Genomic DNA, 15,095 nt, shown 5'->3' on the forward strand with positions numbered 1-15,095 from the left:
AGTGTTCGCGAACCTCCCCGTCCGCGGACGCGCCCGGGTCCCACAAGGGAGTTTTCGGACACCCGCTGGCCTGTGCGGGAGGGTTCGCGCACCGTCTGGCCGATTGTCGGTGGCCTGTGTAAGGCTGTCTGCATGAACGTTGCACTCAACGACGAGGTGCTGGCCGAGTTCGAGCCGCACCGCCGCGAACTGTGCGCCTACGCGTACCGGATGCTCGGCTCCTCGTTCGAGGCCGAGGACGCCGTCCAAGAGGCCTTCACCCGGGCCTGGAAGTCCCACGGCGCCTTCGAGGGACGCTCCTCCCTGCGCTCGTGGCTCTACAAGATCACCACCAACGTGTGCCTGGACATGATCAAGGGCCCGCAGCGCCGGGCCCGGCCCATGGACCTCGCCCCCGCCTCAGACGCCGGCACGCCCCTGCCGGCGCCCGAGCCCGACTACATGTGGGTCGAGCCGATCCCCGACTCGATGGCCTTCGGCGCCGACCCGGCCGCCGCGGCCGAGGCCAAGGACACGCTGCGGCTCGCGTTCGTCGCGGCCGTGCAGCACCTGCCCGCCAAGCAGCGCGCGGTGATGCTCATGCGCGAGGTCCTGCGCTTCTCCGCGGCCGAGACCGCCGAGACCCTCCAGATCAGCCCCGCCTCGGTGAACTCGGCCCTCCAGCGGGCGCGCGCCACGATGGAGCAGGTCAACGCGCGGCCCACCGACGACTACTCGGTCGACGACGCGGAGGCGCGCAAGCTCGTCGACGGCTACGTGAGCGCCTTCGAGGCCTTCGACATGACCGCACTGACGGCCCTGTGCACGCAGGACGTGGCCCTCTCGATGCCGCCGTTCCCGCTGTGGGTCCAGGGGCACGCCGCCGTCGCCGAGTTCATGCTCGGCACCGGTTCGGCCTGCCGGGGCTCCAAGCTCGTCCCCGTGGGCGCCAACGGTCTCCCGGCCTTCGGCCACTACAAGCCGAGCGACGACGAGCCCGGCCTGTGGACGCCCTGGTCCATCACCGTCCTCGAGATCCGGGAGGGCAGGATCGCCGGACTCAACTACTTCCTCGACACCGCGCGGCTCTTCCCGCTGTTCGGCCTCGCGAGCGAGTACCGCGAGTCCTGAGCGGGCGACGGCCGCCCCGCGAAAGCGGGGCGGCCGTCGTACCCCCGACCTAAGCTCGCGGTATGGCTGTTCACTTCAAGATCTGCGTCGACTGCGCCGACCCCCACCTGCTCGCGGCCTTCTGGGCCGAGGCGATGGGCTACCGCGTGGAGGACCACTCAGAACTCATCGCGAACCTGCTCGACCAGGGGCTCATCGAGGAGGAGATCCTCACCGAGGTCGACGGGCGCCGGGCGTTCAAGGAGTTCGCGGCGGTCAACGACCCCGACGCTCCGCTGGACCCGGCGACCGGCAGGACCACGGGCATGCGCGTGCTCTTCCAGGTCGTGCCCGAGCCCAAGACCGTCAAGAACCGCATCCACCTCGACCTCCACGTCGGCATCGACAACATCGACGCCGAGGTCGAGCGCCTCGTCGCCCTCGGCGCGACGCGCCTGAGCGACCGCTTCGACGAAGGCGGCGCCACCTGGGTCGTCATCGGCGACCCCGAAGGCAACGAGTTCTGCGTCCACTCCTGACGGCGAAGGGCCGCCCCTGCGACGGCGGGGCGGCCCTCATCGTCTCCGGTTTCCTTGCGGCCCTTGTTACTGCGGGTACGGCATGTAGAACGGTTCCCATTGGTGGCCGTCGAGGTCGATGAAGGTGCGGCCGTACATGCCGACCTCGGCCTCCTGGACGCGCCGCTCCTGCTTGCTCGTCTCCTCGGTGCCGCCCGCCGCGAGGGCGGCGTCCGTCAGCTCGTCCACGGCCTCCCTGGCCGGCAGCGCCAGGGCGTACGCCGCCGCCGAGTACGTGCCGGTGTCGGCGATCGGGCGCTCCGCGAAGGTGGTGTAGAAGTCCTTGGTGAGCAGCATCAGGCAGATGTTGGCGTCCACCACCACGCAGGCGGCGTTCTCGTCGGTGAACTCGGGGTTGATGCTCCAGCCGAGCGCCCCGTAGAACGACTTCGCCGCGGCCAGGTCCGCCACCGGCAGATTCAGGAAGATCATCTTGGTCGCCATGGGCCGCTCCTTCGTTCGGGGGTTCCGGTGCCCTTCCCCGTTGAGACGAGATCCGCACGCCTGATTCATCGTTCGCGCGCAGGGAATCGCACCGACCGCCCGCCGACCGCTCACCGCCCGTTCGCCGACGTCTCGTCGCGCCCTCGCCGCAGGATGGCGACGCTCCGGCGACCCACGTCACATCGATGCTTCTCAGTGCCCCGCGCGCCTCATAGGTTCCTTGTAAACCCGTCACCGTGCCGACTCGCGCCAGACCCGAAGCCGACACGGCAACCCTTCAAGGAGGAAGGCCCGATGGCAACGCCCACTCGTGATGGACCCCCGCCCGAGGTCACCGACGAACAGCTCGCCGCCAAGTACGACGACCCCCGCTTCACCGAGCTCAAGCGCAGCCTGTTCCGGTTCATCGTCCCCGCCACCTTCGGTTTCCTCGCCTGGTACCTGCTCTACGTTCTCCTGTCCGCCTACGCCCGCGACTTCATGGGAACGGTCCTCTTCGGTCACATCAACGTCGCCCTCGTGCTGGGCCTCGGACAATTCCTCTCCACCTTCGCCATCGCCTGGGGCTACTCGCGCTACGCGGCCCGCCATTACGACCCCAAGGCGACCGAGCTCCACGACGCGATCCACTACGGGGAGGACAACTGATGGACATCCTCGCGCAGGCCGAAGGCACCGGCCGCACTCTGACGATGGTGCTGTTCCTGCTCACGGTGGCGATCACCATCGGAATCACCATCTGGGGCCACCGCTACACCCGCACCGCCACCGACTTCCACTCCGGCGGGCGCGGCTTCTCCGCGTGGCAGAACGGCTTCGCGATCGCCTCCGACTACATGTCCGCGGCCTCGTTCCTCGGCATCGCCGGGACGATCGCCCTGTTCGGCTACGACGGTTTCCTCTACTCGATCGGCTTCCTCGTCGCGTGGCTCGTGGCGCTCCTCCTGGTCGCCGAGATGCTCCGCAACACCGGCCGATTCACGATGGCCGACGTGCTCTCGTTCCGGATGCGCCAGCGCCCGGTCCGCACGGCCGCGGCCGTCTCCACCCTGAGCGTGTCGATCTTCTACCTGCTGGCGCAGATGGTGGGCGCGGGCGCGCTCATCGCGCTCCTGCTGGGCATCAAGGAGGGCCAGACCTTCCTCGGCATGGACGCCGAGACCGCCAAGATCGTCGGCATCGTCTTCGTCGGGCTGATCATGACCCTCTACGTCGCCCTCGGCGGCATGAAGGGCAACACCTGGGTCCAGATCTTCCAGGCCTGCATCCTCGTCGGCGGCGCCGCTGTGCTCACCGTCATGGTCCTGGGGCAGTACGGCTTCAACGTCTCCGAACTCCTCGGTGACGCCGCCGCCGCCTCCGGCCAGGCCGGGTTCCTCGAACCGGGCCTGCGCTACGGCGTGGAGGTCCCGGGCGACGCGGTCCAGACCATGTGGAACAAGCTCGACCTCCTCAGCCTGGGGATCGCGCTGGTCCTGGGCACCGCGGGCCTCCCGCACGTGCTCATCCGGTTCTACACCGTCCCCGACGCCCGCATCGCCCGCAAGTCCATCAACTGGGGCATCGGCCTGATCGGCGCGTTCTACCTCATGACGCTCGTGCTCGGCTTCGGCGCGGCCGCGATCGTCGGGGTCGAGGCGATCACCGCCCAGAACCCGGCGGGGAACACCGCCGCTCCGCAACTCGCCGAAGTCGTCGGCGGCGACGTCGGCGGCTCGACGCTCGGCGCCGTCATGCTCGCGATCATCGCCTCGGCGGCGTTCGCGGCGATCCTGTCGACGGTCTCGGGGCTGGTCATCGCCTCGTCCTCGTCGTTGGCGCACGACCTGTACAACAGCGTCATCAAGCGGGGCAAAGCCACCGAACGCCAGGAGGTCGGCGTCGCGAAGCTCGCTTCGATCGGCATCGGCATCGTCGCGATCGTGCTGGCGATCTTCGCCCAGAACCTGAACGTGGCGTTCCTGGTGGGCCTCGCGTTCGCCGTCGCCGCCTCCGCGAACCTGCCGACGCTGCTGCTGAGCCTGTTCTGGAAGCGGTTCAACACCAACGGCGCCCTCTGGGGCATCTACGGCGGCCTCATCGCCTCACTGACGCTGGTCGTCTTCTCTCCGGTGTTCTCCGGAGCCGAAACCTCGCTGCTCGGCGAAGGGGTCGACATCGCATGGTTCCCGATGTCGAACCCGGGCTTGGTCTCCATCCCGCTCGGTCTCGTCTGCGCCGTGGTCGGCACGCTGACGAGCGATGAGTCCCGTACCGATCGGTTCCAGACCCTCCAGGTGAGGGCACTGACCGGCGCGGGCTCGGAGCGGGCCGTGGATCACTGAGTCTGCCCCGGGGCGGGGAGGGCCGGGGCGGCCCTCCCCGCCCATTCAGCGCCCGCCGGGGGTTCTTCGGCGGGCGCTAATGTGCGCCACGTTACAGTGAGCAGGTGATAGCGAGATCCCCTCAACGCCAACGACGGCGCGCCGGCGGCGCGGCGACGCTGGCCGCCATGAGGCTCTCGCGCCAGATCGGCGAGGCGCTTGCCGACGGCCTCACCGACAAAGGCGCCCAGACCGCGTCCCGCCGGCTCGCTCGGCTCCTGGCGGCGGACGCGGTCGGACTGGCCGACTGCGAGCGCTTCCTGGCCGTCTCGGGGAACCTCGACGCCGAAGCGGCCCAAAGCCTCCTGGTGGAGACCCTCGACGTGCTCGAACCGGTCACCGCCCCGCCGCTGCGGGGCGCGCCGCTGGTGGTCTCGGGCGACGTCGTCGGGTGCCTCGTCGTCGCCGGGGACGTCTCCGACGCCGAACTCGCCGAGGCCGCGCACCTGGTCGCCTCGGCGCTCGACCACGCCGACCTCGACCGCTCCCGCGACCGCATCGCCGCCGCCGACCTGCGCACCCTGCGCGCCCAGATCTCGCCCCACTTCATGCACAACGCCCTCGCCGCCATCAGCGCGCACACCCGCACCGATCCCGAGCGCGCCCGCGAGCTGCTCACCGACTTCTCGGACTACCTGCGCTACTCCTTCGCCAACACCGGCGACTACGCGACCGTGGCCGACGAGCTCCAGGCGGTGCAGACCTACCTCGAGCTCCAGCGGGCCCGCTTCGACGACCGACTCGACATCACCGTGCGCATAGCCCCGGAGGTCCTGCCCGTGCCCATCCCGTTCCTGGTGGTCCAGCCGCTGGTGGAGAACGCCGTCCGCCACGGCTTCGAGTCGCGGCCCGGCACCGGCCACATCGCCGTGCGCGGCTTCTCCGAAGGGGCCCTGTGCGTCATCGAGATCGAGGACGACGGCGCGGGCATGGAGCCGGAGACGGCCAAGGCGATCCTGACCGGCAGCCGCCAGGGCGCCGGGCGCATAGGGCTGGCGAACGTGGACCGGCGCCTGCGGGCCGTCTACGGCCCCGAGTACGGCCTGTGGCTCGACACCGCGCCCGGCGCCGGCACCAAGGCCACCGTCAGGATCCCCCGCTACGCCCGAGGAGTGCACGCATGACCCGCACGCCCCGCCGAACCGCCATTCGCCCCCGATCCGAGCCGACCCGCCTCGCGGGGCCTCCCCCGAACCGGAGTGAACGCCGATGAACGCACTGCGCGTGCTCGTCGTCGAAGACGAGCCGTCGACCCGCGCCGAACTCGCCACCCAGCTCGCCGAACTGCCCAGCGTCGGCGACGTCGTCAGCGCCGCCGGCGGCGACGAGGCCGTCCGCCTCCTCGGCGGCGGCACCTTCGACGCGGTGTTCCTCGACATCGCCATGCCTGGCCTCACCGGCATGGACGTCGCGCGCATCCTCAAACGCCTCTCGGACCCGCCCGCGATCGTGTTCGTCACCGCCTACGACAACCACGCCGTCGAGGCCTTCGGACTCGGCGCCGCCGACTACCTCCTCAAGCCCTTCCGGCCCGAGCGCCTCGCCGAGGCCGTCGCCCGCATCGGCCGCCGACCCGGCCCGCCCGCGGCGGGGGACAAGGCCGACGACCTCGCCGTCGTCCAGGTCGAACTCGCCGGGCGCACCGTCTTCGTGCGCCGCGACGACATCGCCTACGCCGAGGCCCACGGCGACTACGTCCGCCTCCACTGCGCCCAGAAGGACACCGGCCAGGCCTCGCACCTGCTGCGCCAGTCCCTGACCTACCTCGAACAGGTTTGGGACGCCGCCGGATTCGTGCGCGCGCACCGGTCCTTCCTCATCAACCTCGCCGCCGTGACCGAGCTGCGCGTGACCTCCACGGCCGGGCTCGTGGCCGTCACCGACGCCGGCGAGGTCCCGGTGAGCCGCCGCCACTCCCGGCAGCTGCGCGACCGCCTCCTGGAAGCCGCGCGCGGCCGACGATGACCCCGACCCCCACCCGCCGCCACCCCGCATCGAGGGCCGCCCGCCCCTCCCCGAACCCGGGTGAACGCGGTCCGCACGCGACCGCACCGGAGCCGCCGTGAACCAGCGGACCCGCGTCACCAGCCCGCAGACCCGGCTCGCCCAGCGCCGGGGCTCCGACGCGATGGGGCGCCTCTCCCATCTCGCCGGCCGCCCGCCCGTCCCCTCCTCGGCGATCGACCTCGCCGCGGCCGAACGCGCCCTGCGCCGCCAGCGCCGCCTCGCCGTCCGCACCGCCGCCGCCCTCGTGCTCTCCCTGGCCGTGCTGCTGACCGCCGCCGTCCTCACCCCGGGCCGCCTGGGTTGGGCCGTCCTGTTCTTCGCGCCCTACCCGGTCCTGCTCGCCCTCGCCGCCGTCCACGTGCGCCGCGCCGAGCGCATCGAGGACGACCACCTCGCCGACCCCGAGGACGGGGCCTGATGCTCGGCCTGGCCTCCATCAGCCTGGTGCTCGCCGCCAGCGTCGTCATCGGCGTCTGGGGCGTGCGGGCCGCACGGTCCACACCGGACTTCCTGGTCGCCTCCCGCAGCATCGTGCCCGGCTGGAACGCCCTGGCCATCGCGGGGGAGTACGTCTCGGCCGCCTCGGTGCTCGGCCTGGCCGGCCTGCTGGTCAAGAACGGCGTGGGCGCGATGTGGTACGCCGTGGGCTTCACCGCCGGGTACGTGCTCGTCGCCGCGCTCGTGGCGGGCCCGATGCGCCGCAGTGGCGCCTACACCGTCCCCGACTTCGCCGAATACCGGCTCGGGTCGCCGCGCATCCGCCGCATGTGCGGCCTGGTCGTCCTCGTCATCATGCTGCTGTACCTCCTGCCGCAGTTCAAGGCCGCCGGCGTCGTGCTCGAACTCGTCTCCGGCATCCCCTACTGGATCGGCGTGGTCGGCGCCGGGCTCGTGGTCTCCTCGACCATCGCCGTCGGCGGGATGCGCTCGGCCACCTACGTGCAGGCCTTCCACTACATCGTGAAGCTCGCGTTCATCGCCGGGCCCGCGGTGTTCCTCATCGTCCTGGCCGGGTCCGACCGCCGCGAAGCCGCGCTCGAGCCCGTCTCCGCCGACCCCGACTGGGCCCGGCCGCTCCTTGACCTCGACGGCTCGGGCCACTCGCTGCTCGCCACGATCTCGGTCCTCGTCGCGACCACCCTGGGCGCCATGGGACTGCCGCACGTCGTCATGCGCTTCCACACCGTCGCGGGCGCCCGCGCGGCCCGCCGCGTCGCCGTCTCCGTGATCGTCCTGCTGAGCGTGTTCTACCTGTTCCCGATCGTCTACGGGCTCCTCGGCCGCGTCGTCACCCCCGACCCCGAGGAGACCGACGTCGTCCCCGTCCTCGTGCCGGGCGCCATCGCCCCCGGCACCCTCGGCGCGGTCCTGACCGCCCTGGTCGCCGCCGGGGCGTTCGCGGCGTTCCTGTCGACCTCCTCGGGCCTCCTGCTCGCCCTCGCCGGCGGCCTGTCGCACGACCTGTTCGGCGGCTCGCTCTCCCGGCTGCGCCTGGGCGTCGCCGTCGGCACGGCCCTGGCCGTCGCACTGTCGCTGCCCGCCGCCGAAGTCGACATCAACGTCCTGGTCGGCTGGGCCTTCGCGGTCGCCGCCTCGACCTTCTGCCCCCTGCTGACCCTCGGCATCTGGTGGCGCGGCCTGACCGCGACCGGCGCCACGGTCGGCCTCCTCGTCGGCGCGGGCTCCTCCACGGGCGCCGCGCTGGCCTCGGTGGTCCTGGACCTCGAACCGGGCGTCATCTCGATCCTGCTGTCGCAGCCGGCGCTGTGGACGGTGCCGCTCGCGTTCGCCACCATGGCCGCGGCCTCCCGGCCCGGCTCGGTCCCCGACTGGGCCAGCGACGCGGTGCTGCGCCTGCACGTGCCCGGCCGCTACTCCACCGGCGACACCGGGGCGATCCCGCGCGCCCGCCGCACCGACTGAAAACCGGTTCGACAGCCCGCCCTCGCCGGGCTATCGTGGGCCGCATGTCAGGGAGTCCCGGGTTGAACGCGTGCGTCGCGTTCGGCCCGTATTTCATCAGGCTGCGCGCGGCGGCCTAGGCCCTCGCCCGCATCTTCCACGGCGGCAAGCCGTTCCTTTGCGGTGCCTTCCACCGGCCTAGGCGAATCACAGGTCCTGATTCGACTACTCCGCACGGAGGACTCCCATGTCCCGCAGCCATTCCCGCAACGACCCGCGCGCCCGCCAGAATGCGTCGACCCGCAAGACCCTGTCCCAGAACTTCCTCACCGACTCGGCCGTGGCCCGCCGCCTCGTCGAGTCCTCCGGCGTCGGCCCCGACGACCTCGTCGTCGAGGTCGGACCCGGCGACGGCATGATCACCCGGCCGCTGCTCGCCCGCGCCCGCCGAGTGATCGCCTACGAGAAGGACCGCCACTTCGCCGAGCGCCTGCGCTCGAGGCTCGGCCACCACGAGCACTTCAGCTGCCACCTGGGCGACTTCCGGGACGCGAGCGAGCCCCGCGAGCCCTTCATGGTGGTCGCCAACGCGCCCTTCGGCATCACCACCGACATCGTCCGCTGGTGCCTGGACGCGCGCCGCCTCACCGACGCCACGCTCGTCACCCAGCTCGAGTTCGCGCGCAAGCACACCGGCGACTACGGCCGCTGGACCCGACTCGCGGTCACCGCCTGGCCCGAGCACCGGTTCGACCTCGGCATGAGGATCGGCCGCCGGCTGTTCCGCCCCGTGCCCGCGGTCGACGCCGCGGTGATCCACGTCCGCCGCCGCCAGAAACCCCTGCTGCCCGAGGCCGACCTGACCGACTACCGGGACCTGGTCGACCTCGGCTTCTCGGGCGTGGGCGGCTCGCTCTGGGCCTCGCTGCGGCGCGTCGTCTCCTCCCGCGCCGCCTCCGGCGCGTGCGCCGAAGCGGGCATCGCGCGCGACCAACCGGTGGGCCTGGTCCCGCCCGACCGCTGGATCACCCTGTTCAAAGCCCTCACCGAATAGGGGTCAAGGGGGTCGGGGGCCGGTTGCGGTTGCCGTTTAAGGTGGAGTCGCCCGGCCCCGGTACCCCCTTTTTGGAGCCTTTGATGAGCGAAGCCGTCTGGATCGAACTGATCAAGGTGCTCCCGGCCTTCCTCTGGATCGGCTTCGGCTTCATCGCGCTGGCCGTCGCCAAGCGCATCTTCACGCAGCAGGCCCCGCGCATGAGCAAGATCGAGACCCCTTGGGTCACCGTCGAACTCGCCCAGCAGGCCATCGAGCAGGCCGCCGTGCGCGGCCCCGCGCAGCAGCAGATCGCCGTCCCCGAACCGGACTGGTCCTCGCTGTTCAACGTCCCCGCGCAGCCCGTCCCCGCCGAGCCGCCCTACGCGGGCCCCGTCCCGGCCGGCCCCGCCTCGCCGCCCTACACCGAGACCGCCGACGCCGCAGAGGAGGACGAGGAGCCGTTCCCGACCGAGCCCCCCGCCGACCCGGCCGCCAAACCGCTCGCCACGCCGCCCGCCGACGGTCCCGCCGACAACGCGAACGCCGGCAAGAAGCACGACGACAACCCCCCGGTCCCCATGACCGAGCCGCAACCCACGCAGCAGGTCCCGCCCGTCTACCCGGTGAGCGGAGCCGCCTCCGGCGGCTCCTACTACGGCCAGCCGGTGCCCGGCAGCCGATCCCGTTACGCCGCAGCCGCACCGCTGCCGCCGTACGCGATGCCCTCCGCCTACCAGCGGCAGCCGCCGTCGGCCGACCAGCGCGGTCTGCGCGCCGCCACCCGGCTCGCGCTCTCGGCCGACCTCCTCCAAGGCGGCGCGATCCTGTGGGCCGACGACCACCCGGAGTGGAACGAGCCGCTCATCCGCCTGTTCCGCACCGCCGGGATCACTGTGGACGCCGTCGTCTCGACCGCCCGGGCGATGCTGGCGCTCAAGGACCGCTCCTACGACCTGGTCATCACCGACCTGCGCCGCATCAACGAGGCCAACGGCAGCTCGGCCGGCATCCACCTTCTCGACCAGATGATCGCCGTCGGCGTCCCCACGCCCGCGGTCCTCTACTCCTCGCACCCCAACGCCGAACTCCATCCGCGCGTCGTCATCACGACGAACAGCCCGGAGAAGCTGGTGGACACCGTGGTCGACATCGTGGGCACCCGCCGCAGCCAGCAGGCGCACACCGGCCAGACCTGGCTCGACCGCCTCAAGGGCAACTAGGGCCTTAGTCGAGTTCCTTGGCGAAGTGGAACGCCGCGATCGTCATCCGCTCGCGCATGTAGAACCGGTGCGCGTCACGGCGGTGCGTGCCCGAGTCCAGATGGAGCGCCGTGCAGCCGAGTTCGCGGCCCCGCTCCTCCAGATACCCCAGCAGCGCGCGCCCCACCCCGGTCGAGCGGGCCTCGGCGGCGGTGACCAGATCGTCGACGTACAGCATCCGCAGCCGGTTGGTGTTCGCCACGACGCGCCAGCCTGCCACCCCGACGCAGCGGCCCTCGTCCGTGTAAGCCCCGGTGAAGCGCAGCCCCTGCCCGTACCCCTCGTCGTACACGCCGACGTAGGCCTCCGCGGTCAGATCCGGGCGCAGTTCGCGCAGCACCGGCAGCAGTTCGGCGGTGATCCGGGCGTCGCCGGGCTCGATGTCGATGATCTCCATGACCGCATCCTATGGACGCGGAGACCGGTTCAGTCCTCGGCGCGGTCGAGGCACGCGCCGATGCCGTCGAGGACGAGTTCGAGTCCGGCGCCGAAGAACTGCTGCGGATCCTCCGCGCAGCCGGCCTCGTAGATGTACCGCTCGTAGACCGGGAACCGCCCGGTGGCGAGCATCCACTGCAGCTGCGGCCCCAGCGCCTCCTTGACCGCCTGGCGGCTCTGCACCTGGCAGACCTCCATCATGTCGGACATCGCAGCCTCGTCGCCGACCGCGCCGTGGACGTACGCGTCGACCGTGCGCACCGCCGTCATGATCCCCTCGACGTCCAGGCCGCGCCCGTCGAGCGAGGCGAGCGCCCGCTCCATCGCCGCGAGCCGGTTCGGCGTCGGCGACATCGCCACGTGCGGCGGGAGCTGGGCGAGCCAGCGGTGGCGCCGCATGAGGTCGCGGGTCTGGAGGCCGAACGCGCGCAGCACGTCCCGCCACTCGCCCTCGGGGATCGCCAGTTCGGCGTGCACCTCGTTGACCATGAGCGCGAGCAGGTCGTCCTTGCCGTTGACGAACCGGTACGCGGCCATCGGGGCGACTTCCAGCGCCGTCGCGAGGTTGCGCATGGTGACCGCTTCGAGGCCCTGGTCGTCGGCGATCGCGACCGCCTTCGCGGCGATGATCCGCCCCGACAGGCGCTGGCGGGGCGCGCGGGCGGGACGTTCGAGGCGCTCCCAGAGCGTGACCGGTTCGGTCTCGGTCGCCTTGTCCGCCATGGCCGTCACCTCCGGGCTCGTCGTCACACGGTAGCAGTGGTGGACACCGTCTCCTTCAGTGTACGTTGTATCTGTCAGATACGATGTACACAAGGAGTTCTCCGTGAACGACAGCCGCCCGAGCACCGCGGTCCGAGCCGAACGACTGCTCGCCCGCCCGTACGCGATCAACGGCCTCCAACTGCGCAACCGCGTCGTCATGGCGCCCATGACCAGGGAGTTCTCGCCCGGCGGCATCCCCGGCGAGAACGTCGCCGCCTACTACGCCCGGCGGGCCGCCGGAGGCGTCGGGCTCATCGTGACCGAAGGCACCTACATCGGACACGAGAGCACCTGGGCCGGCAAGAAGGTCCCGCGCGTCCACGGCGAAGAGCAGCTCGCGGGCTGGAAGCGCGCGGTCGACGCCGTCCACGAGGCCGGCGGCACGATCGCCGCGCAGCTGTGGCACGTCGGCGCCGCCCGCGACCCCGGCTCGGGCCCGGTCCCTGAAGCCGACGTGCTCAGCCCCTCAGGGCTCGACCTGGCAGGCAACCCCAAGGGCCGCGCCATGACCGGGGCCGACATCGAAGCCGTGATCGCCGCGTACGCCCAGAGCGCGGCGGACGCCGAGCGGATCGGCTTCGACGCCGTCGAGATCCACGGCGCCCACGGCTACCTCATCGATGAGTTCCTGTGGGCCGGCACCAACCACCGCACCGACGCCTACGGCGGCGACCTCGCCTCCCGCACCCGCTTCGCCGCCGAGGCCGTCGCGGCCGTCCGATCCGCCGTCTCGCCCGACTTCCCCGTCCTCTTCCGCTTCTCGCAGTGGAAGGGCGGCGCCTACGACGCCCGCCTCGCCGACACCCCCGGGCAGCTGGGCGAGCTCCTGGCCCTGCTCACCGACGCCGGGGTCGACGCGTTCCACGCCTCCACCCGCCGCTACTGGCTCCCCGAGTTCGACGGCTCCGACCTCAACCTGGCCGGATGGACCAAGAAGCTCACCGGCAAGCCCGTCGTCTCGGTCGGCTCGGTCGGCCTCGACAGGGAGTTCACCGGCCCCCAGGGCATGGCCTTCACGCCCGGCTCCACCGGCATCGAGAAGCTCCTCGACCGCATGGAGAACGACGAGTTCGACCTCATCGCGGTGGGCCGCAGCCTCATCGCCGACCCCGACTGGCCCGGCAAGGTCATGCGCGGCGAGGCGACCGAGGTGTTCGCGATCAACCACCTCCAGTCCCTCGCCTAAGGCCTGATCGAGCATCCCGGGCCGGGGATGCTCGGCCATGACTCCGGCCCGCGCGGGCCCGCACCCGCGCGGGCCGGACCCTCACTGCGGCGCGAAGATCTTCGCCCACTCCAGGACACGCTCGGCGACCTCCGGCGGCTCGGCGTCGTCGGTGTAGACGACCGCCTCGAACTGGGCCCGGTACACCTGCGCGTCCTCCAGCGCCAGCGTGATCTGGTCGAGGTTCCAGCCCCTGGCCTGGAGCCGCCCCGCCCGGACCTCGTCGGCGCAGTCCAGCAGCAGATGCGCGGTGGCCCCGTCGACGTCGCTCGGCGTGTCGGGGCTGAAGAACAGCACCGGGTGCCCCGCGCGGCGCGGCATGTCGGTGATCCGGCGCCACATGCGCCGGTAGGCGGGCCAGATAGGCTCGGCCTCGGGCGCGGCGATGAGTACGCCGAGAAGCCGGCCCTCCTCCAGCAGCTCGTCGATGTCGATCACCACCATCCCCTCGGCGACCGCGACCAGCTCCCTGAACACTGTGGACTTCCCTGCGCCCGGGGCGCCGGAGACCGCGAGCAGCGGTGCGAGTTCGGTTCTCATCTCCCCAGTCTCGCAACACCGCGCGCGGCCGCGCAACCGCTCGCCCCGGCCCGCCGAACCCCTGCGGCGCCCGTCGCCCCTCGCCCGCAAGGGATCTCGTCCGCGGTTACGCCGAAGCAACACCGCCGTCCCTAGCGTGGTGCCGTCGCCTCCGCTGCGTACCCGCGGAGGCGGCGCCAATCCATGCGACCGACACGAAGGAATCCCATGCGAAGAAGCGAACACCGCTCCACGCGGCGAACCCTGCTCGGCGCCGCCGGCGCCGTCCCGGTGGCCGCGGGCATCGCCCTCACCGCCGACGCGGCCCACGCCGACCCGGGGCGCGTCCCCAAGAGCCTCAAGCCCGGCGGCGAACTCGACCGGCACGTCCGGCAACTCGCCGAGAACGGCCAGTTCTCCGGCACCTTCGGGGTCTACCACCGCGGCCGCAGGACCCTGCGCCGCTCCTACGGCCTGGCGAACGTCGAGGCCGGCGTCGCGAACGAGGACGACACGATCTACGCCCTCGCCTCGGTCACCAAGGCCCTCACCGGCCTCGCGATCGGCCAGCTCGTGGAGCGCGGCGACGTCGCCTACCACCAGACCGTCGGCCACTACCTCGACGGCTTCGCCGCCGAGGTCGCCGACCGCGTCACCGTCCACCACCTGCTGACCCACACCTCCGGCCTCGGCGACTACATGCGGCTCGACGGCTACCTGGACGAGGCCGCCGAGTGGGCGAGCGAGGCGGAGTGCTGGGACGGCCTCATGCGCTATATCCGCGAGGACACGCTCCAGGCCGCCCCCGGCACCGGCGACGTCTACAGCAACACCGGGTTCTCGATCCTCGGCGCGATCATCGCGGCCGCCTCCGGGCAGACCTACTACGACTACGTCCGCGAGCACGTGTTCGCACCGGCGGGCATGGCCGACTCGGACTTCTGCACCAGGCCCGAGTGGACCGAGAACCCCCGCATCGCACACCCCTACGCGCCCATCGGCGAGGAGGGCGAGCGCATCGACGTCGTCGCCGACCACGTCTACCTCGGCGGCCCGGCCGGCGGCGCCTTCTCGACCGTCGACGACATGCACCGCCTCACCGCCGCGCCCGCCGCGCACGACCTCATCGGCGCCGAGCACCTGCGCCTGCTGACCGGCGCCTCGTCGCCGAAGCCGCCGCTCGGCGGCACCGACACCGCGTTCGGCACCTACTTCGGCCCCGGCGCGATCACCAACGGCACATGGGTCCACCAGATCAGCGGCGGCTCGAACATGGGGTTGTCGGCCGACCTCCAGTGGTTCCCCGACGACGAGTGGACCGTCGTCGCGCTCAGCCACTGGGAGCAGCGCACGTCCGGGCCGGTCGTCGCCGAGTCGCGCGAGATCATCGCCGCCCTCTGACGACGCGACCGCCTCCGGGCGGCCGCGACCGGCCCGCCCGGCCGCGGCCGCCCGCCCGGCGCGAGCCGC

16 protein-coding genes are annotated in these 15,095 nt (G+C 71.8%); 12 read left to right on the forward strand and 4 right to left on the reverse strand.

Features of this window, described 5'->3' with window-relative positions; genetic code table 11:
* Window positions 1-132: 132 nt before the first annotated feature.
* Both BLQ63_RS18740 and BLQ63_RS18745 read left to right on the forward strand, forming a co-directional pair.
* A complete protein-coding gene (locus BLQ63_RS18740) occupies window positions 133-1,110 on the forward strand; it encodes a sigma-70 family RNA polymerase sigma factor (RefSeq protein WP_091038639.1) in 978 nt (325 codons plus the stop codon).
* Window positions 1,111-1,172: 62 nt separating this feature from the next.
* Complete coding sequence (locus BLQ63_RS18745) at window positions 1,173-1,628, forward strand: VOC family protein (RefSeq protein ID WP_091038641.1); 456 nt, start codon at window positions 1,173-1,175, stop codon at window positions 1,626-1,628.
* A 66-nt stretch (window positions 1,629-1,694) separates the two neighbouring features.
* Here the strand turns inward: BLQ63_RS18745 and BLQ63_RS18750 are convergent, their stop codons facing one another.
* A complete protein-coding gene (locus tag BLQ63_RS18750) occupies window positions 1,695-2,111 on the reverse strand; it encodes a VOC family protein (RefSeq protein ID WP_091038643.1) in 417 nt (138 codons plus the stop codon).
* Between the two features lie 294 nt (window positions 2,112-2,405).
* On the opposite strand from BLQ63_RS18750, the gene BLQ63_RS18755 reads away from it, so the two are divergent.
* From BLQ63_RS18755 to BLQ63_RS18790, 8 genes are all read left to right on the forward strand, one after another.
* Window positions 2,406-2,759 carry a DUF485 domain-containing protein gene (locus BLQ63_RS18755; RefSeq protein ID WP_091038644.1) on the forward strand — a complete coding sequence of 118 codons (354 nt, stop codon included), beginning with the start codon at window positions 2,406-2,408 and terminating at the stop codon, window positions 2,757-2,759.
* On the forward strand, window positions 2,759-4,435 hold the full coding sequence (locus tag BLQ63_RS18760) for a solute symporter family protein (RefSeq protein ID WP_091038647.1): 1,677 nt from the start codon (window positions 2,759-2,761) through the stop codon (window positions 4,433-4,435). The genes BLQ63_RS18755 and BLQ63_RS18760 overlap by 1 nt, the downstream gene beginning before the upstream one ends.
* A gap of 167 nt (window positions 4,436-4,602) precedes the next feature.
* A complete protein-coding gene (locus BLQ63_RS18765) occupies window positions 4,603-5,598 on the forward strand; it encodes a sensor histidine kinase (protein WP_091038650.1) in 996 nt (331 codons plus the stop codon).
* Between the two features lie 85 nt (window positions 5,599-5,683).
* A complete protein-coding gene (locus BLQ63_RS18770) occupies window positions 5,684-6,439 on the forward strand; it encodes a LytR/AlgR family response regulator transcription factor (RefSeq protein WP_091038652.1) in 756 nt (251 codons plus the stop codon).
* Between the two features lie 97 nt (window positions 6,440-6,536).
* Complete coding sequence (locus BLQ63_RS18775; RefSeq protein WP_091038655.1) at window positions 6,537-6,899, forward strand: hypothetical protein; 363 nt, start codon at window positions 6,537-6,539, stop codon at window positions 6,897-6,899.
* A complete protein-coding gene (locus BLQ63_RS18780) occupies window positions 6,899-8,404 on the forward strand; it encodes a sodium/solute symporter (protein WP_091038657.1) in 1,506 nt (501 codons plus the stop codon). The genes BLQ63_RS18775 and BLQ63_RS18780 overlap by 1 nt, the downstream gene beginning before the upstream one ends.
* Window positions 8,405-8,630: 226 nt before the next feature.
* A complete protein-coding gene (gene erm, locus BLQ63_RS18785) occupies window positions 8,631-9,437 on the forward strand; it encodes an ErmE/ErmH/ErmO/ErmR family 23S rRNA (adenine(2058)-N(6))-methyltransferase (RefSeq protein ID WP_091038660.1) in 807 nt (268 codons plus the stop codon).
* Between the two features lie 83 nt (window positions 9,438-9,520).
* Window positions 9,521-10,639, forward strand: a complete 1,119-nt coding sequence (locus tag BLQ63_RS18790; RefSeq protein ID WP_091038663.1) for a response regulator — start codon at window positions 9,521-9,523, stop codon at window positions 10,637-10,639.
* A 4-nt stretch (window positions 10,640-10,643) separates the two neighbouring features.
* Here the strand turns inward: BLQ63_RS18790 and BLQ63_RS18795 are convergent, their stop codons facing one another.
* Entirely contained in the window at window positions 10,644-11,075 is a 432-nt protein-coding gene (locus BLQ63_RS18795; protein ID WP_091038665.1) for a GNAT family N-acetyltransferase, read from the reverse strand.
* Window positions 11,076-11,104: 29 nt separating this feature from the next.
* Complete coding sequence (locus tag BLQ63_RS18800) at window positions 11,105-11,839, reverse strand: TetR/AcrR family transcriptional regulator (RefSeq protein WP_091038863.1); 735 nt, start codon at window positions 11,837-11,839, stop codon at window positions 11,105-11,107.
* Between the two features lie 103 nt (window positions 11,840-11,942).
* Here BLQ63_RS18800 and BLQ63_RS18805 point away from each other — a divergent pair, with 103 nt between their 5' ends.
* Window positions 11,943-13,067: an NADH:flavin oxidoreductase gene (locus BLQ63_RS18805; RefSeq protein ID WP_245681015.1), complete on the forward strand. Its 1,125-nt coding sequence runs from the start codon at window positions 11,943-11,945 to the stop codon at window positions 13,065-13,067.
* Window positions 13,068-13,148: 81 nt separating this feature from the next.
* Here the strand turns inward: BLQ63_RS18805 and BLQ63_RS18810 are convergent, their stop codons facing one another.
* Window positions 13,149-13,646: a P-loop nucleotide/nucleoside kinase family protein gene (locus tag BLQ63_RS18810; protein WP_091038669.1), complete on the reverse strand. Its 498-nt coding sequence runs from the start codon at window positions 13,644-13,646 to the stop codon at window positions 13,149-13,151.
* Between the two features lie 207 nt (window positions 13,647-13,853).
* On the opposite strand from BLQ63_RS18810, the gene BLQ63_RS18815 reads away from it, so the two are divergent.
* A complete protein-coding gene (locus BLQ63_RS18815; protein WP_177155011.1) occupies window positions 13,854-15,026 on the forward strand; it encodes a serine hydrolase domain-containing protein in 1,173 nt (390 codons plus the stop codon).
* Window positions 15,027-15,095 lie beyond the last annotated feature (69 nt).

It is taken from the genome of Glycomyces harbinensis (genome assembly GCF_900101745.1).
GTDB classification, from domain to species: Bacteria; Actinomycetota; Actinomycetes; order Mycobacteriales; family Micromonosporaceae; genus Glycomyces; species Glycomyces harbinensis.

Excerpts from the sequence above, each read along its gene's own strand:
- BLQ63_RS18765 (WP_091038650.1), top strand. The coding sequence starts at position 4,603 with ATGAGGCTCTCGCGCCAGATCGGCGAGGCGCTTGCCGACGGCCTCACC.
- BLQ63_RS18810 (WP_091038669.1), bottom strand. The coding sequence starts at position 13,646 with ATGAGAACCGAACTCGCACCGCTGCTCGCGGTCTCCGGCGCCCCGGGC.
- BLQ63_RS18755 (WP_091038644.1), top strand. The coding sequence starts at position 2,406 with ATGGCAACGCCCACTCGTGATGGACCCCCGCCCGAGGTCACCGACGAA.
- BLQ63_RS18740 (WP_091038639.1), top strand. The coding sequence starts at position 133 with ATGAACGTTGCACTCAACGACGAGGTGCTGGCCGAGTTCGAGCCGCAC.
- BLQ63_RS18780 (WP_091038657.1), top strand. The coding sequence starts at position 6,899 with ATGCTCGGCCTGGCCTCCATCAGCCTGGTGCTCGCCGCCAGCGTCGTC.
- BLQ63_RS18745 (WP_091038641.1), top strand. The coding sequence starts at position 1,173 with ATGGCTGTTCACTTCAAGATCTGCGTCGACTGCGCCGACCCCCACCTG.
- BLQ63_RS18770 (WP_091038652.1), top strand. The coding sequence starts at position 5,684 with ATGAACGCACTGCGCGTGCTCGTCGTCGAAGACGAGCCGTCGACCCGC.
- BLQ63_RS18795 (WP_091038665.1), bottom strand. The coding sequence starts at position 11,075 with ATGGAGATCATCGACATCGAGCCCGGCGACGCCCGGATCACCGCCGAA.
- BLQ63_RS18750 (WP_091038643.1), bottom strand. The coding sequence starts at position 2,111 with ATGGCGACCAAGATGATCTTCCTGAATCTGCCGGTGGCGGACCTGGCC.
- BLQ63_RS18790 (WP_091038663.1), top strand. The coding sequence starts at position 9,521 with ATGAGCGAAGCCGTCTGGATCGAACTGATCAAGGTGCTCCCGGCCTTC.
- BLQ63_RS18800 (WP_091038863.1), bottom strand. The coding sequence starts at position 11,839 with ATGGCGGACAAGGCGACCGAGACCGAACCGGTCACGCTCTGGGAGCGC.
- BLQ63_RS18815 (WP_177155011.1), top strand. The coding sequence starts at position 13,854 with ATGCGAAGAAGCGAACACCGCTCCACGCGGCGAACCCTGCTCGGCGCC.
- BLQ63_RS18760 (WP_091038647.1), top strand. The coding sequence starts at position 2,759 with ATGGACATCCTCGCGCAGGCCGAAGGCACCGGCCGCACTCTGACGATG.
- erm (WP_091038660.1), top strand. The coding sequence starts at position 8,631 with ATGTCCCGCAGCCATTCCCGCAACGACCCGCGCGCCCGCCAGAATGCG.